Annotated in this window: 20 protein-coding genes and 3 tRNA genes; 9 read left to right on the top strand and 14 right to left on the bottom strand. The window is 67.8% G+C overall.

The window, feature by feature from the left end; all coding sequences use genetic code 11:
- Positions 1–371: 371 nt before the first annotated feature.
- The 3 genes from ACFUTU_RS09670 to ACFUTU_RS09660 all read right to left on the bottom strand — a co-directional run bounded on the left by ACFUTU_RS09670 (position 372) and on the right by ACFUTU_RS09660 (position 737).
- Positions 372–447: transfer RNA gene (locus ACFUTU_RS09670), tRNA-Phe, on the bottom strand.
- Between the two features lie 48 nt (positions 448–495).
- Positions 496–569: transfer RNA gene (locus tag ACFUTU_RS09665), tRNA-Asp, on the bottom strand.
- A 95-nt stretch (positions 570–664) separates the two neighbouring features.
- A tRNA-Glu gene (locus ACFUTU_RS09660) sits at positions 665–737 on the bottom strand.
- Between the two features lie 242 nt (positions 738–979).
- Between ACFUTU_RS09660 and ACFUTU_RS09655 the strand changes: the two genes are divergently transcribed.
- The 4 genes from ACFUTU_RS09655 to ACFUTU_RS09640 all read left to right on the top strand — a co-directional run bounded on the left by ACFUTU_RS09655 (position 980) and on the right by ACFUTU_RS09640 (position 5,079).
- Entirely contained in the window at positions 980–1,915 is a 936-nt protein-coding gene (locus ACFUTU_RS09655; RefSeq protein ID WP_377963587.1) for a DMT family transporter, read from the top strand.
- 9 nt (positions 1,916–1,924) lie between these two features.
- A complete protein-coding gene (locus tag ACFUTU_RS09650; protein WP_377963585.1) occupies positions 1,925–2,353 on the top strand; it encodes a metallopeptidase family protein in 429 nt (142 codons plus the stop codon).
- Positions 2,354–2,363: 10 nt separating this feature from the next.
- Positions 2,364–3,284: a cation diffusion facilitator family transporter gene (locus ACFUTU_RS09645; RefSeq protein WP_377963583.1), complete on the top strand. Its 921-nt coding sequence runs from the start codon at positions 2,364–2,366 to the stop codon at positions 3,282–3,284.
- Between the two features lie 229 nt (positions 3,285–3,513).
- Positions 3,514–5,079, top strand: a complete 1,566-nt coding sequence (locus ACFUTU_RS09640; protein ID WP_377963581.1) for a C40 family peptidase — start codon at positions 3,514–3,516, stop codon at positions 5,077–5,079.
- A 39-nt stretch (positions 5,080–5,118) separates the two neighbouring features.
- Here ACFUTU_RS09640 and ACFUTU_RS09635 read toward each other — a convergent pair whose 3' ends face one another.
- Genes ACFUTU_RS09635 through ACFUTU_RS09625 form a run of 3 tightly spaced genes read right to left on the bottom strand, consistent with a single transcriptional unit; the run spans position 5,119 to position 8,256 of the window.
- Entirely contained in the window at positions 5,119–6,078 is a 960-nt protein-coding gene (locus ACFUTU_RS09635; RefSeq protein ID WP_377963579.1) for an ABC transporter permease, read from the bottom strand.
- The gene (locus ACFUTU_RS09630; RefSeq protein WP_377963577.1) at positions 6,065–7,075 is read right to left on the bottom strand and encodes an ABC transporter ATP-binding protein; all 1,011 of its coding nucleotides are present in this window, start codon (positions 7,073–7,075) and stop codon (positions 6,065–6,067) included. The genes ACFUTU_RS09635 and ACFUTU_RS09630 overlap by 14 nt, the downstream gene beginning before the upstream one ends.
- Entirely contained in the window at positions 7,072–8,256 is a 1,185-nt protein-coding gene (locus tag ACFUTU_RS09625) for an outer membrane lipoprotein carrier protein LolA (protein WP_377963575.1), read from the bottom strand. The genes ACFUTU_RS09630 and ACFUTU_RS09625 overlap by 4 nt, the downstream gene beginning before the upstream one ends.
- 154 nt (positions 8,257–8,410) lie before the next feature.
- On the opposite strand from ACFUTU_RS09625, the gene ACFUTU_RS09620 reads away from it, so the two are divergent.
- Positions 8,411–9,070 (top strand): DedA family protein, encoded by a 660-nt coding sequence (locus ACFUTU_RS09620; RefSeq protein WP_377963573.1) that lies wholly within the window; start codon positions 8,411–8,413, stop codon positions 9,068–9,070.
- A 9-nt stretch (positions 9,071–9,079) separates the two neighbouring features.
- Here the strand turns inward: ACFUTU_RS09620 and ACFUTU_RS09615 are convergent, their stop codons facing one another.
- On the bottom strand, positions 9,080–11,827 hold the full coding sequence (locus ACFUTU_RS09615) for a PEP/pyruvate-binding domain-containing protein (protein ID WP_377963571.1): 2,748 nt from the start codon (positions 11,825–11,827) through the stop codon (positions 9,080–9,082).
- Positions 11,828–11,830: 3 nt separating this feature from the next.
- The gene (locus ACFUTU_RS09610; RefSeq protein WP_377963569.1) at positions 11,831–12,868 is read right to left on the bottom strand and encodes a universal stress protein; all 1,038 of its coding nucleotides are present in this window, start codon (positions 12,866–12,868) and stop codon (positions 11,831–11,833) included.
- Between the two features lie 445 nt (positions 12,869–13,313).
- On the opposite strand from ACFUTU_RS09610, the gene ACFUTU_RS09605 reads away from it, so the two are divergent.
- A complete protein-coding gene (locus ACFUTU_RS09605) occupies positions 13,314–13,940 on the top strand; it encodes an FAD-dependent monooxygenase (protein ID WP_377963662.1) in 627 nt (208 codons plus the stop codon).
- Positions 13,941–14,000: 60 nt separating this feature from the next.
- On the opposite strand, the gene ACFUTU_RS09600 is transcribed toward ACFUTU_RS09605, so the two are convergent.
- Positions 14,001–14,597, bottom strand: coding sequence for a copper resistance protein CopC (locus tag ACFUTU_RS09600; RefSeq protein ID WP_377963567.1), 597 nt, complete (start codon positions 14,595–14,597; stop codon positions 14,001–14,003).
- Between the two features lie 112 nt (positions 14,598–14,709).
- On the opposite strand from ACFUTU_RS09600, the gene ACFUTU_RS09595 reads away from it, so the two are divergent.
- Together ACFUTU_RS09595 and hutG are read left to right on the top strand one after the other, a co-directional pair.
- The gene (locus tag ACFUTU_RS09595) at positions 14,710–16,149 is read left to right on the top strand and encodes an NCS2 family permease (protein WP_377963565.1); all 1,440 of its coding nucleotides are present in this window, start codon (positions 14,710–14,712) and stop codon (positions 16,147–16,149) included.
- A 150-nt stretch (positions 16,150–16,299) separates the two neighbouring features.
- Positions 16,300–17,322, top strand: coding sequence for a formimidoylglutamase (hutG, locus tag ACFUTU_RS09590; RefSeq protein ID WP_377963563.1), 1,023 nt, complete (start codon positions 16,300–16,302; stop codon positions 17,320–17,322).
- Positions 17,323–17,331: 9 nt separating this feature from the next.
- Here hutG and ACFUTU_RS09585 read toward each other — a convergent pair whose 3' ends face one another.
- Entirely contained in the window at positions 17,332–19,539 is a 2,208-nt protein-coding gene (locus ACFUTU_RS09585; RefSeq protein WP_377963561.1) for a transglycosylase domain-containing protein, read from the bottom strand.
- A gap of 71 nt (positions 19,540–19,610) precedes the next feature.
- A complete protein-coding gene (locus ACFUTU_RS09580) occupies positions 19,611–20,915 on the bottom strand; it encodes a cation:proton antiporter (RefSeq protein WP_377963559.1) in 1,305 nt (434 codons plus the stop codon).
- A gap of 235 nt (positions 20,916–21,150) precedes the next feature.
- On the opposite strand from ACFUTU_RS09580, the gene ACFUTU_RS09575 reads away from it, so the two are divergent.
- A complete protein-coding gene (locus ACFUTU_RS09575) occupies positions 21,151–21,411 on the top strand; it encodes a hypothetical protein (RefSeq protein WP_377963557.1) in 261 nt (86 codons plus the stop codon).
- Between the two features lie 109 nt (positions 21,412–21,520).
- On the opposite strand, the gene ACFUTU_RS09570 is transcribed toward ACFUTU_RS09575, so the two are convergent.
- The 3 genes from ACFUTU_RS09570 to ACFUTU_RS09560 all read right to left on the bottom strand — a co-directional run bounded on the left by ACFUTU_RS09570 (position 21,521) and on the right by ACFUTU_RS09560 (position 25,341).
- On the bottom strand, positions 21,521–21,757 hold the full coding sequence (locus ACFUTU_RS09570) for a hypothetical protein (RefSeq protein WP_377963555.1): 237 nt from the start codon (positions 21,755–21,757) through the stop codon (positions 21,521–21,523).
- 164 nt (positions 21,758–21,921) lie between these two features.
- Entirely contained in the window at positions 21,922–23,514 is a 1,593-nt protein-coding gene (gene hutH / locus ACFUTU_RS09565; protein WP_377963553.1) for a histidine ammonia-lyase, read from the bottom strand.
- A 96-nt stretch (positions 23,515–23,610) separates the two neighbouring features.
- The gene (locus tag ACFUTU_RS09560) at positions 23,611–25,341 is read right to left on the bottom strand and encodes a urocanate hydratase (protein WP_377963551.1); all 1,731 of its coding nucleotides are present in this window, start codon (positions 25,339–25,341) and stop codon (positions 23,611–23,613) included.
- Between the last annotated feature and the right edge of the window lie 10 nt (positions 25,342–25,351).

Genomic DNA, 25,351 nt, shown 5'->3' with positions numbered 1-25,351 from the left:
ATCACGCGCGCGTGCCTCACGTCAGCGCCCGAATCAAATGGGACTTCATGAACGCGTCATCAATGGCGCTCATCACACCCTCCGGGGGACCTCGCCCTCCAGCCGAAACGGGGCAATATGACGCGAAACACGCCGCCCGCCGTCGTAAGTGGGGACGATAACGTGCCAAAGCGCCCCACGAAGGGTCGCCTGGACCAAGGGAGCGCCGGGAAGAGGAGCGCCCAGAAGAGGAGCGCCGACCAGAGGAGCGCCCGGAAGAGGGAACCCGAAAGAAGAGGGAACCCAAAAGAAGAGGGCACCAGGCGCAGAGATGCGGGGAAACGAAAAAACCCCGCTGTTTCCCTTGCAACAGGGGAACAGCGGGGTTTAGCTGGTGGCTCCGACCGGCGTCGATCCGGTGACCTTTCGATTTTCAGTCGAACGCTCTACCAACTGAGCTACAGAGCCTAGGTGACGTGTCACCATGACAGCCGGAATTTCTTCCGGCAATCAAAGCGACCCTGACGGGACTTGAACCCGCGACCTCCGCCGTGACAGGGCGGCGCGCTAACCAACTGCGCTACAGGGCCTTGCTATTTTCTTGCGTTCCGCAGTATCTCTACCGCGTTTTTTCAAGGACTCCAGCCTACCAGACTTTTTTGCCTGCTTTGACCACTTCCTTGCGTACCCCCAACGGGATTCGAACCCGTGCCGCCGCCGTGAAAGGGCGGTGTCCTAGGCCGCTAGACGATGGGGGCTTGGACTCGATTTGGCTGAACAAGGGCAAAAATAAAGGGCCGAAGCCATTCGTTCTTGTCCTTTCGTGTTCCTCCGAACCGGACGTCTAAAACTATAGGGCCTTGCCCGGGAATAAACAAAATCGACGCAAAGGCCACCCCAACGGCAGGCAAACCCGCCCCCCCCCGGAATGGCAGCTTCTTGGCTAGAGATGGCCGATTTCCGCCAGCCGCCGGAGGGGCAACGGAACTAGATTGGCACCATGGCATCCACCGCCGGCACGAGCCCGCTCCAGCCCCGTTCCTCCCAGACCCCGGACCCCGAACCGGGGAAGCGCGTGAATGCGCTCGGCGTCGCCGCCGTCGTGGTGACGGTGGTGCTCTGGGCCTCCGCCTTCGTGGGCATCCGCGCCGTCGGCCCAAGCTTCTCCCCCGGCGCCCTGACGCTGGGGCGGCTGGCGATCGCCGCCGTCGTGCTTGGCGCCGTGGTGCTTCCCAAACTGCGGGCGCTGCCGCGCGGACGCGAGTGGTGGCCCATCCTTGCCTACGGTGTCATGTGGTTCGCCGGGTACAACGTGGCACTCAACGCTGCCGAGCATTCGCTCGACGCCGGAACCAGCGCCCTGCTCATCAACGTGAACCCGATCCTGGTGGCCGTGATGGCCGGCATCATCCTCAAGGAGGGTTTTCCACGCTGGCTGATCATCGGCAGCCTGGTGGCGTTTGGCGGCGTCGCGGTCATCGCCTTGGGATCGGGGACGCGTTCGACGGCGGACGTGGCAGGCGTGCTGCTCTGCCTCCTCGCTGCTGCACTCGCCGCCGTCAGCGTCATCATCCAGAAGCCTGTTCTGCGGAAGTTTTCGGCGGGGCAGGCAACGTGGTTCGGAATCCTGGTGGGCCTGGTCTGCTGCCTTCCCTTCGCCGGCCAGCTGGGCCAGGAGCTGCAGGCGGCACCGGCGTCAGCCACCCTCGGCCTGGTCTACCTGGGCATCTTCCCCACCGCCATCGCGTTCACCACCTGGGCCTACGCCCTGTCGCTGATCGATGCGGGCAAGCTCGCCGCCACCACATACCTCGTGCCGGGCACCACGGTGCTGATTTCATGGCTGGTGCTCAGCGAAATCCCGACCGCCTGGGGGCTCGTAGGCGGTGCCATCTGCCTCGTGGGTGTGGGACTGACCCGGCGCAGATCCCGCTAAAGTTTGGGTATGCCCGCAAACCTGCCGCCCGGCCTCCCGATCGTTCCGGAGGGCGACGGCAACACCCCGGGTTTCGACATGTCCGAGGCGGACTTCGAAGCCGCGGTCAGCGACGCCCTGGACCAGCTTCCCGCCGAGGTGGCGCGGGCCATGGACAACGTGGCGGTGTTCATCGACGACGATTACGTTCCGCAGCCCGGTGAAGACCCGGACACCGTCCTCCTGGGACTGTACGAGGGCGTTCCCCTCACCGAGCGCGACTCATGGTGGGACGCCGGTTCCCTTCCGGACCGCATCACCATCTACCGCCAGCCGATCCTGGACATCTGCTCCTCGCGCGAGGACGTGGTGGAGGAGGTGGCAGTGACGGTGATCCACGAGATTGCCCACCACTTCGGCATCGACGACCAGCGGCTTCATGAACTCGGTTGGGACTAGCCTTGTAGGCATGGGACACGACCACAACCACGCCCACGGGCTGACGGCAACGGGGAGGCACCGCAGCCGGCTGATTGCGGTTCTGGCCATCACACTGTCCGTGATGCTGATCCAGGTGGCCGGGTCCGTGCTCTCCAGCTCCCTTGCCCTGCTGGCCGACGCGGGCCACATGCTCTCCGATGCGGCCGGCGTCTTCATCGCCCTGATGGCGGCGTGGATCGCCGCGCTGCCGGCCAGCGATCTGCGGACGTACGGCTACCAGCGGGCCGAAGTGCTGGCCGCGCTCGCCAACGCCCTGATCCTGGTGGTCGTGTCGGCAGTCATCTTCACCGAGGCCATCCGCCGCATCGGCTCGGCACCCGAAGTGCACACCGACATCATGCTGTACGCCGCCATCCTGGGTGCGGCTGCCAACCTCGTCTCGCTGCTGATCCTGCGCAAGGCCCAGCAGGAAAGCCTCAACGTCCGCGGCGCGTACCTGGAGGTGCTTGGCGACCTCCTCGGCTCGTTCGCCGTGATCGGCGCGGCGCTGGTCATCAAATTCACCGGCTACCTGGCGGCGGACACCATCGCCTCCGTGATCATCGCGCTGATGATCCTGCCGCGGGCCTGGCACCTGCTGCGGGACGTCGTCGATGTCCTGCTGGAGGCCAGCCCGAAAGGGGTGGAGGTCGGCATGATCCGCGAACACATCCTTTCCGTGGCGGGTGTGGTGGCCGTACACGACATCCACATCTGGACCATCACCTCAGGCGTGCCCGTATTTTCCGCACATGTGGTGGTCGAGGACGAGATGCTGAACGCGAAGGGCGCGGACCAGGTCCTGGACAAGCTCACCACCTGCCTCGGCTCGCATTTCGACACCGAACACTGCACCTTCCAGCTGGAACCGGCCAGCCACTCCGAGCACGAATCCCATCAGCACGCCTGAGAGGGCGCTTTCTGCCCCAGCTTTCTGCCGGGCTTCTGCACCGGCTTCCTTTGCAACACGCCTGCCGATCTCCCACCCAATAACACCAATGTTGTTTATGTTATTGATGTGACCAGTGTTGCCAAAGTGGCAGCCGGACACCTAACCTCAGAGGGCTGGGCATCTCCCGAGGGGCATTTTCGTGCTGCCTCCCTATCCGTTCGCCCCGCCCTGACTTGCGAGGTTACGAATGGGTTTGACCGGCTCTGGCCGCGCAACGGCGGTCCTGTGCACCGCCGTCGTCCTCTTTGGCACCATGTCAGCGCCCGCCCGCGCTGACCTCGCAGCCGCACCTGGCCCTGCACTGGCGGCGCCATCGGCTTCCAGGCCCACGGCGGTTCCTGCATCGCCGAAGATCCCTTCCCCCGCGGACATCGCTGCGGCCAAGTCCAGTGAAAAGGCGACGGCGGCAAAGGTCGCCGATATTGAGGGCATCCTTGCCGGCGCCGCTGCAGCCCAGGAGGTCACGTTCGCACGGACCCTCGAAGCCAACAACGCCTACAGCAACGCCCTGGTGGAACTGGACACGAGGTCGGACGCAGCCGCGGTGGCCACGGCGCGGGCTGCGGCGGCGGATAAGGAGCAATCCAAGAGCCGCAAGGCTGTGGGGCAGCTGGCCGGGGACCTGTACCGGAACGGCGGGCTCAATCCTGAGCTGAGCGGTTTGGTCACAGGCTCGGGTGACGTCCTGGCCAAGGCTGCAACGCTGCAGGCCCTCACCGCCGGCCGGAGCAGGGCTTTCGCCGCCGCTGAAACCACCGCCGCCGCTGCCGAAGCACTTACCGCCGCTGCCGCGGACGCCCGCCGCGCCGCTGACGAGGCCGCAAAGACCGCCGAAACACTCAAGGCGCAGGCGGACGAAGCCAATGCGGCCCAGGTGAAAGCGGTGGCGGACGCCAAGGCGCAGCGCACTGTCCTCGTAGGCCAGCTTGCCACGCTGCGGAACACGACGGCGGCACTGGAATCCGCACGGGTGGACGGCCTCGAGCGCCAGCGCCAGCAGGCCCGCCTCGCCGCCATAACTGCGGCTGCTGAACGGGCCGCCGCTGATCAGGCGGCGGCAGGCAAGGCGGCCGCCGCGGGCGCTGACGCGGACCCTGCCGGGACCGGCTCCAACGGGACCTCCGGGACTTCCGGCAACGGAACCGCGCCTGCATCGGAGCAAGCCGCCGCAGCCCCGGCCCGGACACCTGCCCAGCCGGTTCCTGCTCCTGCCGCTGGGGCCACTCCCCCATCTCCCGCACCCGCACCTGCCCGCCCGGCACCCGCACCTGCCCCCGCACGTCCGGCTCCTGCGCCCGCACCGGCACCTGCCCGGCCGGCACCGGTTCAGCCGGCACCCGCTCCGGCCCCTGTCCCGGTTCAGCCGGCCCCGTCTACTGGCGGTTCCAACCAGGGCGCCATTTCGGTGGCAATGGCCAAGGTGGGGTCCCCGTACTTCTACCAGTACGGCGGCACCGGCGCGTACGGCTTCGACTGCTCGGGCCTGGTCCAGAACGCGTTCGCAGCCATCGGCAAACAACTTCCGCGCACCGCCGCGGAGCAGTTCGCCCAGGCCCCCGTCCACGTTCCCCTCTCCCAGGCGCAGCCCGGCGATCTCCTCGTCTGGGGATCGGCGCCCGGCTTCTACCACGTGGCAATCTATCTGGGCGGCGGCAGGGTGGTGCAGGCCCTGAACCCGTCGGCAGGCATCACGGTCACGGAGCTGAGCATGATGGCCGGCATGCAGCTACACCCCGTGGCTGCGCGGTACTGAGCCGGGTCCCGGCGTCGGGACCCTTGGCAACGGGAATCCCTAGGACAGCACGTCCTTGCTCACGAACCTCCCGTAAGCCAGCGCACCGAAGACCGCGATATAGCCCGCCTGCAGCAGCGCATTGTCCCCGAACGAGTCCCACCCGATGGGCTGGCGAAGCAGGTCAGCGAAGCCAAACCAGTGGTGCGTGAACAGCCAGGGGTGCAGCCACTCCAGCTGGGGCAGCTGGTCGAGCACCTGGGAAACAACGGACAGGACGATGGTGGCCGCCATGGCGCCGACCGGCACGTCGGTCAGCGTGGACAGGAACAGCCCGATGGCCGACAACCCCAGCAGCGATACGGCCTGGTAGGCGGCTATCAGCAGCATCCTGACCAGCGCCTCCTCCGGCTCAACGAGGTCGCCGGAGAGCAGCGCCACCGGCCCCACCGGGAACAGCGCCCAGCCGATGCCGGCGCCGGCGAGCGCCACAGCCAGCGGGGCTGACAGGCAGAACACAGCCGCCCCGGCGTACTTGACCAGCAGCAGGCGGACCCTCCCGGCCGGAGCCACCAGCAGGTACCGCAACGTTCCCAGTCCTGCCTCCCCGGCGATGGTGTCGCCGGCCACCACCCCGATGGTCAGCGGCAGGAACAGCGGGACCGAAACCAGCATCGCCGTCACAGCCACAAACAGCCCGTTCTGGCTGATCCGGTCCAGGAAGGCCGGTCCCCTCCCCGGCGGAACAGCTGAGGAAACACGGACGACGACGGCAATCACCACCGGGATAGCGGCCAGTGCCAGAAGCATCGCCTGGGTCCTGCGGCGCCGGAACAGCTGCTTCAGTTCCGAGCCCAGCAGCGGCCAGCTGGATGCCCGGCGCCTGGTGCCCGGTGCGGGCGCGTCCCGTACGTGCAGCTTCTCGCTTGCTGCCTCCTGTACGGCCGGCGGTTCCCGGTGCGGCACGGGCTCGTTGTGTACGGCCGAATCACTCTGCGGCACCGATTCACTGTGCGACATCGAAGCCCTCCCCCGTCAACGCCACGAAGCGGTCCTCGAGGCTGCCGCGCTCCACCGTGAACCCGCGGACCCGCACGCCGTCCGCCACGAGGGCGGCGACAATTGCTTCGGGGGCTACGGCACCGTTTACGGCCGGTTCACCATCCCTGCCGGCAGGCAGTCTGGACGTGATGACCGCGTCGGCACCGTCCGGATGCCCTGCAACCGGTGACAGGCCAAACCGCGCCAGAACGCCCGAGGCGGTGCCGGCGTCGGGCGTTACCAGGCGGAGCTGTGCGGTGCCAGCCTGCCGGAGTTCGGCCAGGGGCCCCTGTGCCACCAGCCGTCCGGCGCTCATGATGGCCGCGTGCGTACAGATTTGCTCCACTTCGGCCAGCAGATGGCTGGACACGAACACTGTTGCCCCGTCGGCAGCGAGGGACCGCACCAGATGGCGGACCTCCCGGGTGCCCTGCGGGTCCAGCCCATTGGTGGGTTCGTCCAGAACCAGCAATTCACGCCGGGCCAGCAGCGCGTTGGCGATGCCCAGCCGCTGCTTCATGCCGAGCGAGTAGGCCCGCACCTTCTTGCGGGCGGCATGGGAAAGCCCCACGCGTTCCAGTGCTTCAGCCACCCTCGCCCGGCGGGTGGACGGCGCGGCGTGGCGGTCTGCCGCGTCCAAGCGGTGCAGATTTGCCGCGCCCGACAGGAACGGATAGAAGGCCGGACCCTCCACCAGCGCCCCCACCCGCGGCAGAACCTCGTCCAGCTGCCCGGGCATATCCATCCCCAGGACCCTGACCTGTCCGGCGGTGGGGGCAGCCAGGCCAAGCATCATGCGGATGGTGGTGGTCTTGCCGGAACCATTAGGGCCAAGGAAGCCGAACACAGAACCCTGCGGCACGGCAAGATCAATGCTGTTCACCGCCAACTGGTGGCCGAAGCGCTTGCTCAGCCCCTGCGTCTCTATTGCAGGTGCATCACTCGCGGAACCCGGACCGCGGCCGGCGCCTGTCACTTCGCGGCAGCAGCGGCCTGGAGCCGCTCCAGGGGTACGGCACCCACAAAGGTCCGGCCGTCATCGGTCAGCAGGACATTGACCAGCGACGTGGAGATCGCCCGGCCACCCTGGACGCTCACTGTGGCCTGGCGCAGCAGGGGATCATTGAGCAGCTTGTCGACCGGTTGCTTTCCGGAGTTCCGTGAGGCCGCCGGGGCGGAAGCGGATGGCGCCGGGATGCCGACAATCCGTTCCCACCCGGTGCCGGTGACGGTGGGTGCATGCCTGCGCAGGTCCTTGTCAGCCTTGCCCTTGTCAGCCGGGTGCTTGTGCGCCCGGTCCTTGCTGGCCAGGTCCTTGTTGGCCAGCCCCTTGCCGGCCTGATCCGCGTCCTTCTTGTGCGACGGTACGGCCAGCTCCTTCACCGAAGCACCCGGCGGCGGCGAGAAATTGAACAGGCCCGAGTCTGGAGCGCCCAGGGTCAGGCTGGAGAACGCGGTCCGGAAGGCAGGCTCCTGCTGCCCGCGTGCCCGCACCTCCACGCTGAGCGGCATGCCGTTCTCCCCGTCCACAGCCACCGCCACGGATCCCACCAGGGTCACGCCGGACCGCGGCGTGAGGACCAGGTTGTATGCCGCCCGGCCCGCCACCTCGGTGTCTTCCGCCACCTTCACCTCGGTGCTGCTGTCCACCTTTTCGAGCATCTTCGCGGCCAGTTCCTCCGGGGTGGCCACGCCCGACGGCATGTCGTGGCCGCGGGATTCCTTCGATGCCATGGCCGGAAGCGTGATGTGCGTGGCGGTGTTGTCCCTGGAGTTGTACAGCCACAGTTCGTTGCCCTGCCGGACGGCGTCGCGCTCGGCCATCCGGTCCATCACCTGGATGCGCGCCTTGGTTGGCCCGTCGACGTAGACCCTGGCGCTGTGCGGCCCGGTCAGCAGCTCGGCGAGGGAACCTGTGCCGGCGCCCGAGGTGGGCCCCACCTGCGGAACATCGGGCAAACCGAGTTCGGAGGACTGCTCCACCGTGCCGGAGAAGGACTTGGTCTGGTGTTGCCCGATCATCGCCAGCACCTGGGCCGGTGTTTTCTCTGGCAACGGGTCCCGGGCGCTCGCGGGCAAGGACCCCGCCAGGACACCGGCAGCAATAACAGCAGGTACGGCCACGGCAGGGGTCCACCGCAGCCAGGTGGCAGTCATGTCAACTCCGCTCCGACGTCGCAGCTCATATCCTCAGGGTACGCCTCAGCATCCCGTGGGGCAGCCCCCGCACGGGCTGTCGGCTTTGCCCATGGCTGCTCCTGGGACAGACTGGATGGGACGCCGTTTTCCAGCTTCCAGGAGCCCTCGCCACATGAGCATTTCCGGTGCCGCATCCAGTCCCGCCGATGGGTTGACAGGCCTTGTAGGCTTCGCTGCCCAGTCGATCGATTCACTCGGGGAATGGGGGGTGGGGCTGTTTACGCTCCTCGAAACGGTGTTCCCGCCGATTCCCAGTGAAGTGATTCTTCCGCTGGCCGGGTTCCTGACCCGGCAGGGATCCCTCAACCTGGCCCTGGTGTTTGCGACCAGTACGCTGGGGGCCTATCTGGGCGCCCTGGCCCTGTACCTGCTCGGTGCGAAGGTGGGGCTCGAGCGCTCGATCCGCTGGCTGTCGAAGCTGCCGCTGGTGGACCGGGAGGACTTCGAGCGCGCCGAGGGCTGGTTCCGCCGCCACGGCAGGTCCGCGGTTTTCTTCGGCCGGCTGCTGCCCGGTGTCCGCAGCCTCATTTCGCTGCCGGCAGGGGCCGAACGGATGCACCTCGGGACTTTCAGCGTCTTCACCATTGCCGGCAGCGCCATCTGGAACGGCGCGCTGATCGGCTTTGGCGTTCTGCTGGGGCGGCAGTACGCCATGGTGGAACAGTATTCCCGCTACCTCAACTACACCGTCTATGCCGCCCTGGGCATCTTCGTGGTCTGGCTCGTCATCCGGCATATCCGTCGCCGGAAGCCGGCGCCGGACCGGCAGTAGTTCCAAGTCTCAGTCGCCAGGCACCACGGTGCCGGCCCCGCCGTCGACCGTCACTTCCTGGCCTGTCCTGAGCAGCACAGTGGCGTCGGCAACGCCGACTACGGCCGGAATCCCGTACTCCCGCGCAACCACGGCACCGTGGGAGTTGGGTCCGCCCATTTCCATCACCAGGCCGCCGGCCGTCAGGAACAGCGGGGTCCAGCCCGGATCGGTGGAGGGCGCCACGAGGATCTCCCCCGGCTCCAGGCGGGCCCCGACGGGATCAAGGATGACCCGGGCGGGCGCCGTCACGGTCCCTGCCGACGCCGGGCTGCCGGACAGTGCCCCCGCTGCGGCTTCCGCGGCTGCCAGCAGGGTTTCAGGTTCCGTTCCATCGGAAAGCAGCATGCGCGGGATGTGCCGCCGCTCCAGTTCCAGGTAGTAGGCGCCCTGCCGCTGCGCCACGAGATCCTGCATGTCGGCACCGTCCAGCGCCTGGTTCACCTCGGCAAAGTCCAGGAAGAAGATGTCCTCAGCCCGGGCGATCCGCTTCTGCTCCGCCAGCACCGTGCCGACTTGGGCCAGCTGCTTCCGGACTTCGGCCAGTCCCAGGATGATCTGGAACTTGGGAAGTTCGCGGAGCCCGGCGAAAAGCCGTGCCCTGCGCAGCGCAGCCCTGACGGCCACGGCACGGAGGCGTCCCCTGGAACTTGCCTCGGCCACCAGCCGCTCGATCTGCGCCTCCGCCTCGGCAGCTGCCTGGCTGAACTGGCGGTCCGGGGCACGTTCCGGGTCCTCCAGGCGCAGGTAGTTGGTCAGGACACCCAGGATGTGGGCGGGATCGTCCCGCCAGCGGGGCATGCCGACGTCGATCTCGGCCACCGCACGGTGCCCGTACCGTGCCAGGAATTCCGCCAGGCCCGCCTGCGCCGCCGCGGGCAGCTCCCCTGCCAGGAAGCGCTGGGCCAGCACGGCAGCGGGATGCGCCGTAAGCACGGTCACCGATTCCGGGTCGGACTTGATCTTTGCGGCCACCCGCCACAGCTCAAGGTCCATCTCCGTGGTCACGTTGTTGGGCAGGCCGCGGAGCACGGGTTGGAGGTCTGCGTTTCTGTCCGGGCTGGCCCCGTCCGGGCTCCCGGCCCCGCCCGTCCCCTCCCTGCCAAAGAGTTTGCCCCCACCCAGGAGCTTCCCGGCCAGGCCCAGCATGGCGAAGCCCAGACCGGCCAGCGGGAGCACCGCGGGAAGGTTGGGGAACAGCCGCGAGAGAATGTCCTCGGCATGGGCCAGCCGCTGGCGCGGGGACGCGTCCTGACGCAGTTCCAGCGTGGCGTTGAACTCCGTGGTGAAGCGGTTCAGGCGCCTGAGGGCCGCCTCCGGACGGACCAGCGCCCGGAGGGCTGCTTCCGGCACGCGGAACCGGACGGCGACGGGAACCACGTGCTTGAGGAGGCCCCACGGCGTGCGGCGGGTGATGGAGAGGCGCGGATCGTCGAACACGCTGCGCAGGACCTTTGCGGAGCGGGCCTCCATGACATCAAAGACACTGGGGATGATCCGGCGGCCAACGGTGCTCCGCGCGGCCGCCGTCAGGTCAACAAAGATTCGCTGTCCTGCTTCGACGTAGGGCGGCGGCCCGCCGCGGCGGTCGGGGACGTCAAAGCCCGCGGCGGCGGCAACGGAGGAGCCGATTTGCCGGAGGGCGGCGAGTCCCATCGGGGTCAGCGGCCGGGTGAGCCCCTGGGCGAGGCTGAAGCACAGATAGACGCGCAGTTCATCGGCCCGGCCGCGGCGTGGCGGGGCCTTCGACGGCACGGGGTAGAGCGTGGTGATCGGCCGGGACTGGGTCAGCCAGAGCTTTCCGTTGCCGTCGAGCGCCCATTCCGTGTCCTGCGGGGCACCGTAGTGCGCCTCGGCCTTGGTCCCGAGCGCAGCGAGTTCCCGGATCTGCGCGTCGGTCAGGCACGCCCGCCCAAGTCCGTCCTGGTCTGCGGGGGCTTCCTGGTCGACGTATTCGGTGCCGCCCCCGGGCAGCGGCCTGACGGCCGTCCGTTTGTCGCCCAGCCGGCGCTGCAGGATATTGCCGGAGGCGGAGTCCACCACGAAATGGTCCGGGTTGACGGCACCCGACACCACGGCCTCGCCAAGCCCCGGGCTCGCGTCGATCACGGCCTCCCGCCGCCTGCCGGTGACCGGGTTTGCGGTGAACATCACCCCCGCCGCCTCGGCGTCCACCATGCGCTGGACGACGACGGCGAGTGATACCGTTCCGGGGTCGATGTTGCGGCTGGCGCGGTAGGCCACCGCCCGGTCCGTCCACAGCGAAGCCCAGCACTTCCGGACGGCGTCCAGCAACGCGACAGCGTCGATGACGTTCAGGTACGTGTCCTGCTGGCCGGCGAAGCTGGCGAAAGGAAGGTCCTCGGCGGTGGCCGAGGACCGCACCGCGACGGGAACGCCGTCCAGCGCCCGGTAAGCCGTCAGCACTTCCCCGGCGATCGACGTCGGCAATTCCGCGGCGGTGATCAGGCTGCGGGCCTTGCCGGCCAGCCGGGCGAGGGCGTCAAGATCGTCAGCCGGGGTGTCCTGGAGGGCGCCGTGCACCTCTGCCAGCCCCAGCGGTTCAACCGCCTGGAGGTAGGCCCCGGTGGTCAGGCAGAACCCGTCGGGCACAGGAAGGCCTGCCGCCAGCAACTCACCGAGGTTGGCGGCCTTGCCGCCCACCTGCGGCAGCATGGAGGCGCTAAGGTCCCCGAGGCCGAGCACCAGCGCGCCCATGCGCTACGAGGCGCCGAGCATGGGTCCGAAACTGGCGCGGTCCGCCAGCCTGGGGTCCTCCCGGTCCGGAACCACCATCACCGGGCTCTTGGCATGGTGCAGGACACCGTCCGACGTCGAGCCCAGCAGCATGCCGGTGAAGCCGCCGCGGCCGCGGGTCCCCACCACGATCAGCTCGACGTGCCGGCTGGCCTCCACCAGAACGTCCACGGGCGAACCATCCAGCAGCCGGGTCTCGATGCTGAGCCGGGGGAAGTGGCTCTGCAGCCAGGCGACTCCGGCCTTGAGCTGGACCTGGATGTCGGCGAACAGCGCCTCCCGGTCCAGCGGGGCAGGAACCCAGGCAAGGGATCCGCTGTACTGCGGCACAGCGCAGATCACGCGCAGCGGCGCACCCAGGCGTTCGGCCTGTTCGGCGGCTTCCAGGACGGCCACGCGCGCCTGCTCGGACCCGTCCACGCCCACCACCACGGCCTTTTCCACGGCGCCGTGGCCGGCCTTGGCCTGTTCCGCCCGGATGTGTTTGTCCTGGGTGGTCTCGCCCAGCCGGTCTGAGCAGATCAGCGGAACCGTCACCGTGGGGCACTTGGCGTGGGCCGGAAGCGCGCTGCTCACCGAGCCCAGGAGCCGCCCCACGAACCCGCCCCGCCCGCGCGTCCCGAAGACCAGCAGTTCGGCGCTTTCAGAAAGGTCGAGCAGCACCCCGGAAGCGTCCCCGTTCTCGACCGAGGCGCTGACGTTGATGTTGTAACCGGCCACCTTGTCCACGGCGTGCTGCAGGATGGCCTCGGCGCCCTCGCGGATCACTGAATCGTCCACGGTGGCGTAGCCGCCGTCGAGGCCGGATGCGGCAAAGATGGGCACCGAGTAGGCGGTAACAATGTGGAGGGGCCGGCGGCGGCGTTCGGCTTCGCGGGCGGCCCACACAAGGGCGCACTGGCCATGGTCCGAACCATCGACGCCAACGACGATTCCTTCGGGTCTCGCGTGCCGGGCACCGCCATCCCGTGCCGGGTCGGGGTGCAACTCGTGTGCGTCCATGCGGTCCGCCTCCTCGCGATACTGCCTGTTGATGCGGCTAGTCTGCCAGAAGCGGCGTCGCTAACCGTAACCGGCAGGCCGTCCGGTTCCCGGTTTCGCACCGCCTGCCCTTAAATCCAATAATTCTCGGTCGTTGACCTCTTAGCAAGCAGGCCGGACGTGGCCCTGCCGGGCCCTCCGGACGGCTGTTTTCCGCCACCTCCGGGAGCTGTTTCCGGGCGGTTTGGGGCTGCCGGATGACGCCATGAAAAGCCCTCTAAACCAAAGTTTCGGCAGGGGTATTCAGGGCCGGAAAAATTCTGTAGTGTCGAGGCACCATTGAACCGGTTTGTGCCCCGCGGCACATCCGGGGATGACTTGTGTCTGCTTGCTGGGGCAGTGGACGGTGCACGGCGATGATGCCCTGCGCTTCGAAATTCTCGAGGAGGAAGTTGTAGTGTCAAGCATGCCTGGTCTCAGCGGCGCAGAACGGACCACCACAGTGGTCATCGGTACCGGACTTCCCGGTCTGGCCATTGCCACCGAACTACGGCGCCGTGGCGTCGATTCCATCATCGTCAGCCGGCTGGAGTCCCCCGGCAGCGGCCAGTCGTTCCAGAAATCCGCGCCGCAACGGTGCGACGAGGCCGATGGCGCGTCGATCCAGGAACGGAACGAAATCCTCCGGCACCTGCGCAACTACGCCTCGAGCCACAAGCTGGACATCCGCAGCGATACCTCTGCCGTGCTGCTCGACAAGATGGGGCAGGATGCAGAGGCCTCGCTGCACCGCTGGGCCGTTCATACTCCGGATGGCGTGCTCCTGGCCGACCACATCGTGCTGACGCGTTGCGCCCACAGCCAGCTGCGGCGCATGCTGACGGACCTTGGCATCTCCATCGGCACCAACCTGGTTGCCACCATGCGCGCCATCGGCATCTACCTGGTGGGCGTGGGTGAGCTCATCACGCCCACGCCCAAGGAAGTGCTGCGCCAGGCCAAGGTGGTGGGCCAGGCCATTTCAGCGAAGGTCTATCCGGACAGCGTGCCGTCGGTGCGGTCCGGTTGCTTCCGGGCACTGCCCGCTCTCTAAGGCAAGCAGAAAGCCCGACGGCGATGACCGCCGTCGGGCTTTTAGCGCGGGGGGCGGGTGCTAATTCCCGTCCCTGTCGCCGGCGCTCAGCCTCCGCCGGGCCAGGACGCCCAGCGCGACCAGCAGGCCAAGAGCCACGGCCGCAAACACCACGATGCTCCAGGGGAAGGGTTCCGAGGAATCCGGGGCTGTCCCGGTGGCCTGGGCCTCCCCCGGCTGGGGTGTGCCGGCAGTCGCGACCGGCGCCGTCGCCGCGCCCGCAGCAGCGGCCGTGGCGGTGAAGGCGAACGTGCCCTCGATCGGATGGGAGTCCGAGCTCACCACACGCCACACCACCGTGTACTTCCCGGCAGGCGCACCCTCCCGCAGCTTCTGCGAGGCGACGTTGTCCACGATCTCCACCTTGCCGTCTGCCCAGTCAGTTCCGGCGGCGTCAGTCACCTTGACCTCGGAGCCAAGGCCCAGCGGGATGTTGTTGAACGTGATCGAGACCTTGGCGGGAGCCGTTGCCACAGTGGCGCCGTCGGCCGGGCTGCTGGATTCGGCCGCATCGTGCGCCGAAGCCGGTCCGGCTGTGACAAGCCCCGCCGCAAGCAGCAGGGCAACGGACGCGAGCGCGCCAAGGAGGGCGGACAGCAGCTGGCGGGGAAAACGCATGGGCGGACTACTCCTAGTGTTGACTTCCTTACAGAGTAGGCGAATTTGCTGGGACGGCACCGGCCAACCTACTAGGATTCAAGTACCCCCCCACACTCTCACCGGAGGACTAATGCTCAAGCAGGGCTCTGCACTGGACCGGTACTTCAAGATTTCAGAAAGGGGCTCCAACTTCTCCCGCGAGATCCGCGGCGGTTTTGCCACCTTCTTCGCCATGAGCTACATCGTGGTGCTGAACCCCCTGATCCTGTCCGTCGCCGACTCCTCCGGCGCCACGCTCGGTTTCCAGGCAGTGGCTGCCGTCACGGCCTTTGCTGCCGGCATCCTGACCATCCTCATGGGCGCCTGGGCGAAGCATCCGTTTGCGATGGCCACGGGCCTGGGTGTCAATGCCTTCGTGGCGGTGACCGTGGCCACCAACCCGGGCCTGACCTGGCCGGACATGATGGGGCTGGTGGTCCTCTCCGGCGTCACCATGATGATCCTGGTCCTGACCGGATTCCGGACCGCCGTGTTCCGGGCCGTTCCGGACGGCCTCAAGACCGCGATCGTGGTGGGCATCGGCCTCTTCATCGCCCTCATCGGCCTGGTCAACGCCGGCTTCGTCCGGCGCATCCCGGACGCGGCCGGGACCACCGTCCCGGTGGGCCTCGGCTTTGACGGCAAGCTCCTGGGCTGGCCCACGCTGGTGTTCGTGTTCGGCCTGATCCTGACCATCGCCCTGCTGGTCCGCAACGTCAAGGGCGCCATCCTGATCGGCATCGTGGCCTCCACCATCCTGGCGGTCATCCTCGAGTTCACCCTGCACATCGGCCCCAGCTTTGACGGCAAGAACTTCAACCCGCAGGGCTGGTCCCTGGTGGCGCCCAAGTTCACCGAGTGGGCCGCCCCCGATCTTTCCCTGATCGGCAAGGCCAACCCGATCGGCGCCTTCAGCCACCTCGGTGTGGTGGCAGCCGCCCTGCTCGCGTTCGTGATCCTGCTCAGCATCTTCTTCGACGCCATGGGCACCATGGTGGGCCTGGCCAACGAGGCCGGAACGGTGGACAAGGACGGCAACATCCCCAACGTTGACCGCGTGCTGCAGGTGGATGCCCTCGGCGCCATCGTGGGCGGCGGCGCCTCCGTCTCCTCCAACCAGATCTACGTCGAATCCGGCGCGGGCATCGGCGAGGGCGCGCGGACCGGTTTCGCCTCCATCGTCACCGGGCTGCTGTTCCTGGTGGCCATGTTCTTCACCCCGCTGATCAACCTCGTGCCGTTCGAGGCCGTGGCCCCCGCCCTGGTGGTGGTCGGCTTCATGATGGTGGCCCAGATTGGCAAGATCCACTGGCAGGACTGGGGCATCGCACTGCCGGCCTTCCTCACGTTCACGCTGATGCCCTTCACCTACTCAATCGCCAACGGCCTGGGCGCCGGCTTCATCTCCTACGTCCTCATCCGCACCTTTCAGGGCCGTGCCCGCGAGGTGCACCCGCTGATGTGGGCCGTGGCGGCAGCGTTCGTCCTGTTCTTCGGCATCGGCCCGATCGAGCAGGCGCTCGGCATGTAGCAGTCCCCGCCCGGATGGCACTTGGCGGCAATGTTTCTTCCAGACACTGCCGGCAGGTGCCATCTCGCGTTAAGGGGTGTTTCCGGTATCCCAGACATCACGGCGGCGGCGCTGCTGGCTTTCGCCGGATCCGTGCGGTGAGCTTGGAGCATGGATTTTCCCGCGCTCTCAGTTGACGTCCAGCCCCGCCCCTGGACGGGGCGTTACGACGGCGACGGCGATGCCCACCGCCGGTGGTGGCAGGCAGTAACAGCTGGTTCACACGCCCGGCAGGACGGAAGCCCGTTCCGTGCGGACCCGCCGGTCAGGGTGGCACCGTCCGCCGGCATCGCCACGGGCTCCCCCGACGCCGCCGCGCGCCCCGCCACCATCCTCGGCTTCTGCAGTGACGAGGGCGTCCGCCGGAACAAGGGCCGGACCGGCGCCGCGGCGGCTCCTGCCGCCATCCGCAGTGCCCTCGGCCCCCTCGCCTACCACTCGGAGCGGCCGGTGGCCGACGCCGGGGACGTGGTGGTCCGGGACGGTGAACTGGAGGCCGGGCAGGCCCGCGCAGGCGCCGCAGTGGCAGCACTGCTTGACGGCGGCCGCCTCACCCTGGTGCTGGGCGGCGGCCACGAGACCGCGTACGCCAGCTATCTCGGCGTCGCCGGGTCCCGGGCGGTCCGCGACGGCCAGCGCCTGGGGGTGCTCAATCTCGATGCCCACTTCGACCTTCGGGATGAGGCGGCACCCAGTTCAGGCACGCCGTTCCTCCAGATGGCCCGCGCGGAAGCTGCCGCGGGGCGCGAACTGAACTACGCCGTCGTCGGGATTTCCGAACCCAACAACACCCGTGCGCTGTTCAGCACGGCGGAAAAACTGGGCGTGAGGTACCTGCTGGACGAAGAATGCACCGCCGGCGCCACGGAGGCCTTTGTGGCTGGTTTCCTCCGCGGCATCGACGTCCTCTACCTGACCATCGACCTGGACGTGCTGCCCGCGGCCGTGGCCCCGGGGGTGAGTGCACCGGCGGCGTACGGCGTTCCGCTGCAGGTGATCAGCGCCGTCTGCCGCCAGGTGGTGGCCAGCGGCAAACTCCTGCACGCGGACCTGGCGGAGCTGAACCCGGCCTTCGACATCGACAACCGGACCGCCCGGGTGGCCGCGCGGCTGGTGAGCATCCTGCTCGGCTGAGGGCTGGCCCTAATCCCTGGGCTTCGGCTTGGGGGCCGGCCGGGCGGGCGCCTTCGGCTTCGCTGCGGGCTTGCTGACGATCGACGCCGGCGGCTTGGGGAAGGCCGCGGCCGGGTACAGCCTGGCCACCTGGAGCATGTAGTTGGCCCACTGCGGGCCCGCGACCATGTAGCCGTCGATGCGGTCATAGTGCTTGCCGTTGACGGTGATGTTGCGCCCCGGGCGCTGCTGTCCCTCCAGGGCGTCCCCGAAGAATGAGGCGGTGGCCAGGCCGGTCGTGTAGCCGAGCACCCAGGTGGCGCCGTTGCTGTTGTTGGTGCCCGTTTTGGCCGCCACGGGCACGGATTTCTGCACCTTCGGGTTGATGTAGATGCCCGAGCCCTTGTTGAGCATGTCCTGCAGGGCCTTGTTGACTCCGCGGACCACGCCCTTGTCCACGGCGTCGCTGCATTTCTGGACTTCCCCCGGAAGCTTCTTGCCGGCCATGTCCGTCACCCCGGCAAGGGACACCGGCGCGCAATGCCGCCCGTCGGCCGCGAAGGTGGCGAACGCGTTGGCCATGGTCAGCGGAGCCACGCCGGTGCCGCCCAGGAGATTGCCGAGCTGGTGCATGTTGATCGGTGTCCCGTCCAGCCCGCTGCGGAGCCCGACGGCATCCACCATGTTCTGGATCCCGCAGAAGTCCAGCTGGGCGGCTTCGGCAAAGGTGGCGGTGTTGATGGAGTTGTAGAGCCCGTAGTCCGCGGGCATCTTGCGGTAGTAGCCCGCCGAGGCGTTCTGGAGGTCATCAGCCGTTTCGAGCCCTGCCCTGCGCTGCTTGGTGCTGTAGCCGCCAGCCACCTTGCCGCAGGATGACCGCCAGCGGAATCCCAGCGGGTACTCGCGCTTTGAGGCGTCCACCACCGTGGTCATGGTCTTGCCCTGGTGCAGCCACTCGGCGAAGGTGAAGGGCTTCATGGTTGATCCCGGCTGGAACCCGCCAGCGCCGTTGAGGTCGTTGCCGTTTGCGTCCTTGGCGTCCACGTTGAAGTTCAGCTGGGTATCGAACTTCCCCGGCCGTGGCAGGTACACCGTGTTCTGAGCCATCGCCAGGACTTTGCCGGTGCCCGGCTGCACCGTGACCAGCGAGGCACCCCACTTGTCCGGGTTCGCGCCGGCGGTGGCGTCCACCTGCGCCTGCGCCTTCGCCTGCAGCCGGCTGTCCAGCGTGGTGGTGATGGTCAGGCCGCCGCGGAACAGCCGCTTTTCGCGTGCTTCCGTGTCGGCGCCGTAGGCCGGGTTGTTGAGGAAGAGGCGGGTCACGTAGTCGCAGAAGTACGGTGCCATGGTTGCGGCGGCGCATCCCTGCCGCGAGGGCTTGACCTTCACGCCCACGCCGGACTTCACGGCGGCATCATGCTGCTTCCTGGTGATCATCTTCTGCTTGAGCATTTCGCCCAGGACCTGGTTGCGGCGCGTCAGGGAGTTCTTGGGATTCGCCACGGGATCGTAGAAGCTGGGGCTGTTCACCAGGCCCGCGAGCAGTGCGGACTGGGGCAGGTTCAGCCTGCTCGCCGGAACACTGAAGAAGTACTGCGCCGCCGCCTCAATGCCGTAGGCGCTGCGGTTAAAGAAGACGATGTTCAGGTAGCCCTCGAGGATCTGGTCCTTGGTGAATTTCTTCTCCAGGGCCATTGCGAGCCGCATCTCGCGCAGCTTGTCCCCCATGGTCTTCTGGCCGCTGAGCACCACCTGGTCCTCCCGGCCTTCGGAGATCAGGGACTCGTTCACGATGTTGGTGACGTACTGCTGGGTGAGGGTGGAGGCGCCCTGCCGGTCGCCGCGGGTGAGGTTGCTGGTCAGTGCACGCAGCACGCCCTGGGTGTCCACGCCGCTGTGCTCATAGAAGCGGCTGTCCTCGATGGCCACGACGGCCTTGCGGATAAAGGGGGACATCTGCTTCAGCGGCACCCGGACCCGGTTCTCGGAGTAGAACGTGGCGATGAGCTTGCCGTCGGCCGTGAGCATGCGGGTGGTTTGCGACGGCGCAGGTACCGCGAGTTCGGTTGGCAGGCTGTTGAAGTAGGAGATCGACCGGCTGACCGAGGTTCCGGCGAGGGCGGCTCCGGGCACCAGGAAGCCTGCCACGAGCACTCCGCACAGGCAGCTGACAATCACGAAGCCCAGCAATTTTGCCACTGCCAGGGCCGTCCGGGATATCACTCTTTTGCCTGCCATGATTCAAGCTCACCATACGACCGGCGGAAAACAGAATGGTGGCCGCCGCCAGCCCCGGGCCCGGCAGCCCGTCAGACCGGCGTGTGGGGAGCCTTGCCCTCATCGCCGAATTTCTCCGCTGCCCTGCGTTCGCGGAGCCGGTCCAGGCGCTTCATGACGGGCGCAGTGGTGACCCCGTGCAGCACCACGGACATCGCCACCATGAGCCCGATGATGCTCCACAGCCGCTGCGCCTGGTCCCCGAACCCGCCCTCGCCCAGCGCGTAGGCAAGGTAGTACAGCGATCCGATGCCTCGGATGCCGAAGAAGGAGATGGCGATCCGTTCCCGGGGGCCGGTCTTGCCCCGGGCCAGCGCCAGCCAGCCGGACAGCGGACGGACCAGGACCAGGAACGCCAGTGCCACGCCCACCTCGACCCAGCCGATGCCGGCCAGCAGACCGCGTGCGATCGCCCCGCCCAGGAGAACCAGGATGACCACCGTGAGGAGCCGCTCGAGCTGTTCGACGTAGGAGTGAAGGACGCGGTGGTACCCGTGGGTCCGCTCTGCCGCCCTGATGGTGACGGCGCAGACGAAGACTGCAATGAAGCCGTAGCCCTCGAGCATCTCCGTGACGCCGTAGGCCAGGAAGGTCGCGGCAAGCGCAACGAAGCCTTCGGAGTGGTTGGACAGCCGGATGCTGTCGTGCCGGGCGGAAAAGAAAAGCCTTGCCAGCGCCTTGCCCGTGCCGTAGCCCAGCAGCACACCCATTCCGATGCGCCACAGGACGTCCACGCCGAACCACTCGGGAAACCAGGCCGACGGCGCCGTGCCCACGAGGCTCATGGCGATGGCCAGGTACACAAACGGAAAGGCCAGCCCGTCATTCAGCCCCGCCTCCGAGGTCAGCGCGAACCGGACCTCATCCTCCTGGTCGGTGCCCTCCTCCTCGTCGGCCGGCTCACCCACCTGCACTTCCGAAGCCAGGACAGGATCGGTGGGGGCCAATGCGGCTGCCACCAGGAGCGCGGCGGCCAGCCCCAGCCCCAGCAGCCACAGGCCCAGGAGGGTCAGACCGAGCATGCACAGGGGCATGGCAATTCCGAGCATCCGCCAGGTGGTGGCCCAGTTCCGCCTCCCGATTGCCCGGTCCAGCGCCAGCCCGGCGCCCATCAGGGAGACGATCACGCAGACCTCGGTCAGGTGCAGCGTCAGGTCCGGGTGGGAAAGGGGGTAGGGGTCGGGAAGATTCCTGAGCAGGCCGAACGCGGCCGCCCCGGCCCCTAGAAACACCATCGGCATCGAAATGGGCACGTTCCGCAGCGCCTTGGGCAGGATGGCGGCAACAAAGACAGCCACGCCCGCGGCGGCGAACATGATGCTGGCAGCTTCAAACACGGTCGTCTCCTGCCGTTTGGCCTCGCAGACCTGACCAACATTAGCGTGCGGAACAGTAAAGAGGAGGCCGCCCATGCTGTCGGGGAGGGAGGCCCTTCAGGCCCCGAAGTGGCCGAATGGTTGATAAGACAACTATCGTCAAGAGCCTGTCAAATGCCAGTCATCTGACCTTTGCGCCGTTTCGCGGGTAGAATGGTCAACTGCCCCCCGGCAAGAATCAGAGAAAGTCAGTACATTGAGCACAGCAACCATGGAGCGCCCAACCGCTCCTACGAGCGCGATTAGCTCCGCAGACGCCCGGTCCATCGACCTGGCCTTCACCAGCGCTGACCAGGTCCATGACGGCCTGGACAGCGCGGTGGAGACGCTGATCGCGGCCGCTGCCCAGGAAGGCACCTGCGGCATCAAGGTCACGCGCCTCGAACCGGGCCGTTACACGGTGGCCCTCGACGAGTCTGTTCCCTTCGGCGAAACGCACGAGGTCCTCGCAGCCTAAAACGCGAAAAAGCCCCCGATCCTGGAATCAGGCCGGCCGTACGGCCGGCTGATCCAAGGTCGGGGGCTTTTTTATTTCCGCGTTCTACCGCGCACCGCAGTCAGCCGGACTACATGCGGCGCACCTGCACGCCGTCGGACTTCATGAAGAGCTGGGACTCATGCGCTCCCCCGGAAACGAGCCACAGCACATTTCCGCTCCGTGACACTTCCTCCACCTCACCTGCAGCAATGACGTGCGCATGCTTGATGATCTCAATGCGCTCCCCCACGTGCAGCGATCCCCACTCGGAAACCGTTGCCGCCTGCGCCATACGTCTGGACAGGACTGCCCCGCGTGCTTTCATTTGAACTTCTACCCCTTTGTGGATGTTCTTTTGCGCCACAGCCTCTTTGATGTGACTCTCACTACACCTTTAGTTCTACTACACTCGCGGACCTCTGTCCGGCGCATTGCAGAGTATTTCGGCGCCGCCGGCAAATGCCGGCCGGCGGCGCCGATTATTCACCCCTAGGCGAGGTTTCCGACGGCGGATTCGGCGGCCGCGCGCACCGCACCGGAAGCCACGAGCCGGTCGGCGGCCTCGAGCTCGGGTGAGAGGAACCTGTCCGTGCCCGGACCGCCAACGATGGTCCGCAGCGCTTCGAGGACCGCAGCCCCTGCCGGGCCCGGCGTCAGCTCGCCCCCGGAAAGCTGCGTGCGCAGGTCAATCGCCCGGGCCGAGGTCACGAGTTCGATCGCGAGCACGCGGCGCAGGTTTTCCACGGCCTTCCGGAGCTTGCGGGCAGCGTGCCATCCCATGGACACGTGGTCTTCCTGCATGGCGGAGCTCGGGATGGAGTCGACGGATGCGGGAACCGCGAGCCGCTTGTTGTCCGAGACCAGCCCGGCCTGCGTGTACTGGGCGATCATCAGGCCCGAGTCCACGCCGGGATCGGCGGCCAGGAAGGCGGGCAGTCCGTGCGAGCGGGCAGGGTCCAGCATGCGGTCCGTCCGCCGTTCGGCGATGGAGCTGAGGTCGGCGACGGCGATGGCCAGGTAGTCGAGCACGTAGGCCACCGGCGCGCCGTGGAAGTTTCCGTTGGAGCTGACCCGGCCGTCGGGCAGGACCACCGGGTTGTCGATGGCGGCCGCGAGTTCGCGGGAGGCGACAAGTTCGGCGTGGTCCACGGTGTCCCGGATGGCGCCGGCAACCTGCGGAGCGCAGCGCAGGGAGTAGGCGTCCTGGACCCGGGAGTCGCCCACGCGGTGCGAGGCCACGATCGCCGAGTCGGACAGCACGCGGAGCATGTTGTCGGCGCTGGCTGCCTGGCCGGGATGCGGCCGCAGCGCGGCGTGCAGCTCGGGCAGGAACACCTGGTCGGTGCCCAGCAGCGCCTCGACGCTGAGCGCCGCGGTGATGTCCGCCGTCGTCAGCAGCTGGCGGAGGTCGGCGATGGCCATGAGGAGCATGCCCAGCATGCCCTCGGTGCCGTTGACCAGCGCCAGCCCTTCCTTCTCGGCCAAAGTCACGGGTTCGATGCCGTGTGCGGCGAGCAGTTCGGCGACGGTCCGCTGCCCGGCGCCGCCGTACAGCCCGCCGTCGGGACCGGTTGCTTCGCCTTCGCCCATAAGGACCAGGGCGCAGTGGGACAGCGGCGCGAGGTCGCCGGAGCAGCCCAGCGAACCGAATTCGCGGACCACCGGGGTGATGCCGGCGTTGAGCACGTCCACCATGGTCTGCAGCACCACGGGCCGGACGCCTGTGCGGCCCGATGCGAGGGTCTTGGCGCGCAGGAACATGATGCCGCGGACCACTTCGCGTTCCACCGCCGGGCCCATGCCGGCGGCGTGGCTGCGGATCAGCGATTTCTGCAGCTGGGTGCGCAGCTCGCCGGGAATGTGGCGGTTGGCCAGCGCGCCGAAGCCGGTGGAGATTCCGTACGCGGGCACGTCGCTGTGGGCCAGCTCGTCAATGTGCGCGCGGACCCTGGCGACGGTTTCCAGGGCTTCCGGGGCGATAGTCACCTTGGCGTCGTGGCGGGCGACGGCGAGGACATCCTCAGGCGTGACGCCGCTGGCACCAAGGGTGACGGTGAGCGGTGCGTGGGTGATGGCAGTCATGGTTTCCTACTTTTGTCTCGTCGATTGCTCCGAAAGGGCCCTTTTGAGGGGCCATAACGGCACCTACGGAGCAATCGATGTGGAATTGGGGCTCGGTTAGCTGTTCTCGTTCATGGGGATGCGGACGCCGCGTTCCTTGGCGACCTCGACGGCGCGGTCGTAGCCGGCGTCGACGTGGCGGATGACGCCCATGCCGGGGTCGTTGGTGAGGAGCCGTTCGAGCTTCTCGGCGGCGAGGTCGGTGCCGTCGGCCACGGAGACCTGGCCGGCGTGGATGGAGCGGCCGATGCCCACACCGCCGCCGTGGTGGATGGAGACCCAGGTGGCGCCGGAGGAGGTGTTGATCAGGGCGTTGAGCAGCGGCCAGTCGGCGATCGCGTCGGAGCCGTCGGCCATGGCCTCGGTCTCGCGGTACGGCGAGGCGACGGAACCGGAGTCCAGGTGGTCGCGGCCGATCACGATGGGGGCCTTGACCTTGCCTTCCTTCACGAGCCGGTTGAAGAGCAGGCCGGCCTTGGCGCGTTCGCCGTAGCCGAGCCAGCAGATGCGGGCGGGCAGGCCCTCGTATTCCACGCGCTCCTGGGCGGCATCGATCCACTTGTGCAGGTGCCTGTTCTCCGGGAACAGCTCCTTGATGGCTTCGTCGGTGACGCGGATGTCTTCCGGGTCCCCGGAGAGTGCGACCCAACGGAACGGGCCCAGGCCCTCGCAGAACAGCGGCCGGATGTAGGCCGGAACGAAGCCGGGGAACTCGAACGCGCGGCTGTAGCCGCCCTTGCGTGCTTCGTCGCGGATGGAGTTGCCGTAGTCGAAGACCTCGGCGCCGGCGTCCTGGAACTCGACCATGGCCTGGACGTGCCTGGCCATGGAAGCCTGGGCTTTCTTGGTGAAGCCCTCCGGATCGGCCTCGGCCTCACGGTGCCACTCGTCCACCGAGATGCCCTCGGGCAGGTAGGACAGGGGGTCGTGGGCGGAGGTCTGGTCGGTGACAACGTCGATGGTCAGTTCGCCTGCCTTGTGGCGGCGGAGCAGCTCCGGGAAGACCTCGGCCGCGTTGCCCACGTAGCCCACGGACCAGCCGCGGCGCTCTTGTTTGGCCTTCAGGACCTTGGCGATGGCGGCGTCCAGGTCGGTTTCGACCTCGTCCAGGTAGCGTTTGCCGGCGCGGCGGCGCAGGCGGGTCTCGTCGACGTCGACGATCAGGCAGGCGCCGTCGTTGAGGGTGACGGCCAGCGGCTGGGCGCCGCCCATGCCGCCGCAGCCGCCGGTCAGCGTCAGGGTCCCGGCCAGCGGGCCCTCGGCGGAGCCTTCAGCGGCAGGTGCGGGATGGCGTCCGTCTTCGGTGAGTTTGCGTCCGACGGCGGCGAAGGTCTCGTAGGTGCCCTGCAGGATGCCCTGCGTGCCGATGTAGATCCAGGAACCGGCCGTCATCTGCCCGTACATCAGCAGCCCTTCGGCCTCGAGCCGGCGGAACTCGGGCCAGGTCGCCCAGTCACCGACGAGGTTGGAGTTGGCCAGCAGCACCCGCGGAGCCCACTCATGGGTGCGGAACACGCCCACCGGCTTGCCGGACTGGACGAGCAGGGTCTCGTCCTTCTCCATGGTTTCCAGGGTGCGGGTGATCGCGTCGAACGCAGCCCAGGAGCGCACAGCCCGGCCGGTGCCGCCGTAGACCACCAGGTCATCGGGCCGCTCGGCGACCTCGGGGTCGAGGTTGTTCATGAGCATGCGCAAGGGCGCTTCCGTCTGCCAGGACTTGGCCGTGAGCTCGGTGCCGCGGGCTGCTTTGACCGGACGGGCACCGGTGGTGAAATCGGCGGGTGCCATGGTGGCTCCT

It is taken from the genome of Arthrobacter sp. NPDC057388 (assembly GCF_042668165.1).
Classification (GTDB): Bacteria; Actinomycetota; Actinomycetes; order Actinomycetales; family Micrococcaceae; genus Arthrobacter.
This window is presented reverse-complemented; position numbering and strand designations above follow the sequence as displayed.

What these genes read in the sequence shown, in the direction of transcription:
- ACFUTU_RS09655 (WP_377963587.1), top strand. Translation starts at nt 980, where the DNA reads ATGGCATCCACCGCCGGCACGAGCCCGCTCCAGCCCCGTTCCTCCCAG.
- ACFUTU_RS09650 (WP_377963585.1), top strand. Translation starts at nt 1,925, where the DNA reads ATGCCCGCAAACCTGCCGCCCGGCCTCCCGATCGTTCCGGAGGGCGAC.
- ACFUTU_RS09645 (WP_377963583.1), top strand. Translation starts at nt 2,364, where the DNA reads ATGGGACACGACCACAACCACGCCCACGGGCTGACGGCAACGGGGAGG.
- ACFUTU_RS09640 (WP_377963581.1), top strand. Translation starts at nt 3,514, where the DNA reads ATGGGTTTGACCGGCTCTGGCCGCGCAACGGCGGTCCTGTGCACCGCC.
- ACFUTU_RS09635 (WP_377963579.1), bottom strand. Translation starts at nt 6,078, where the DNA reads ATGTCGCACAGTGAATCGGTGCCGCAGAGTGATTCGGCCGTACACAAC.
- ACFUTU_RS09625 (WP_377963575.1), bottom strand. Translation starts at nt 8,256, where the DNA reads ATGACTGCCACCTGGCTGCGGTGGACCCCTGCCGTGGCCGTACCTGCT.
- ACFUTU_RS09620 (WP_377963573.1), top strand. Translation starts at nt 8,411, where the DNA reads ATGAGCATTTCCGGTGCCGCATCCAGTCCCGCCGATGGGTTGACAGGC.
- ACFUTU_RS09615 (WP_377963571.1), bottom strand. Translation starts at nt 11,827, where the DNA reads ATGGGCGCGCTGGTGCTCGGCCTCGGGGACCTTAGCGCCTCCATGCTG.
- ACFUTU_RS09610 (WP_377963569.1), bottom strand. Translation starts at nt 12,868, where the DNA reads ATGGACGCACACGAGTTGCACCCCGACCCGGCACGGGATGGCGGTGCC.
- ACFUTU_RS09605 (WP_377963662.1), top strand. Translation starts at nt 13,314, where the DNA reads ATGCCTGGTCTCAGCGGCGCAGAACGGACCACCACAGTGGTCATCGGT.
- ACFUTU_RS09600 (WP_377963567.1), bottom strand. Translation starts at nt 14,597, where the DNA reads ATGCGTTTTCCCCGCCAGCTGCTGTCCGCCCTCCTTGGCGCGCTCGCG.
- ACFUTU_RS09595 (WP_377963565.1), top strand. Translation starts at nt 14,710, where the DNA reads ATGCTCAAGCAGGGCTCTGCACTGGACCGGTACTTCAAGATTTCAGAA.
- hutG (WP_377963563.1), top strand. Translation starts at nt 16,300, where the DNA reads ATGGATTTTCCCGCGCTCTCAGTTGACGTCCAGCCCCGCCCCTGGACG.
- ACFUTU_RS09585 (WP_377963561.1), bottom strand. Translation starts at nt 19,539, where the DNA reads ATGGCAGGCAAAAGAGTGATATCCCGGACGGCCCTGGCAGTGGCAAAA.
- ACFUTU_RS09570 (WP_377963555.1), bottom strand. Translation starts at nt 21,757, where the DNA reads ATGAAAGCACGCGGGGCAGTCCTGTCCAGACGTATGGCGCAGGCGGCA.
- hutH (WP_377963553.1), bottom strand. Translation starts at nt 23,514, where the DNA reads ATGACTGCCATCACCCACGCACCGCTCACCGTCACCCTTGGTGCCAGC.
- ACFUTU_RS09560 (WP_377963551.1), bottom strand. Translation starts at nt 25,341, where the DNA reads ATGGCACCCGCCGATTTCACCACCGGTGCCCGTCCGGTCAAAGCAGCC.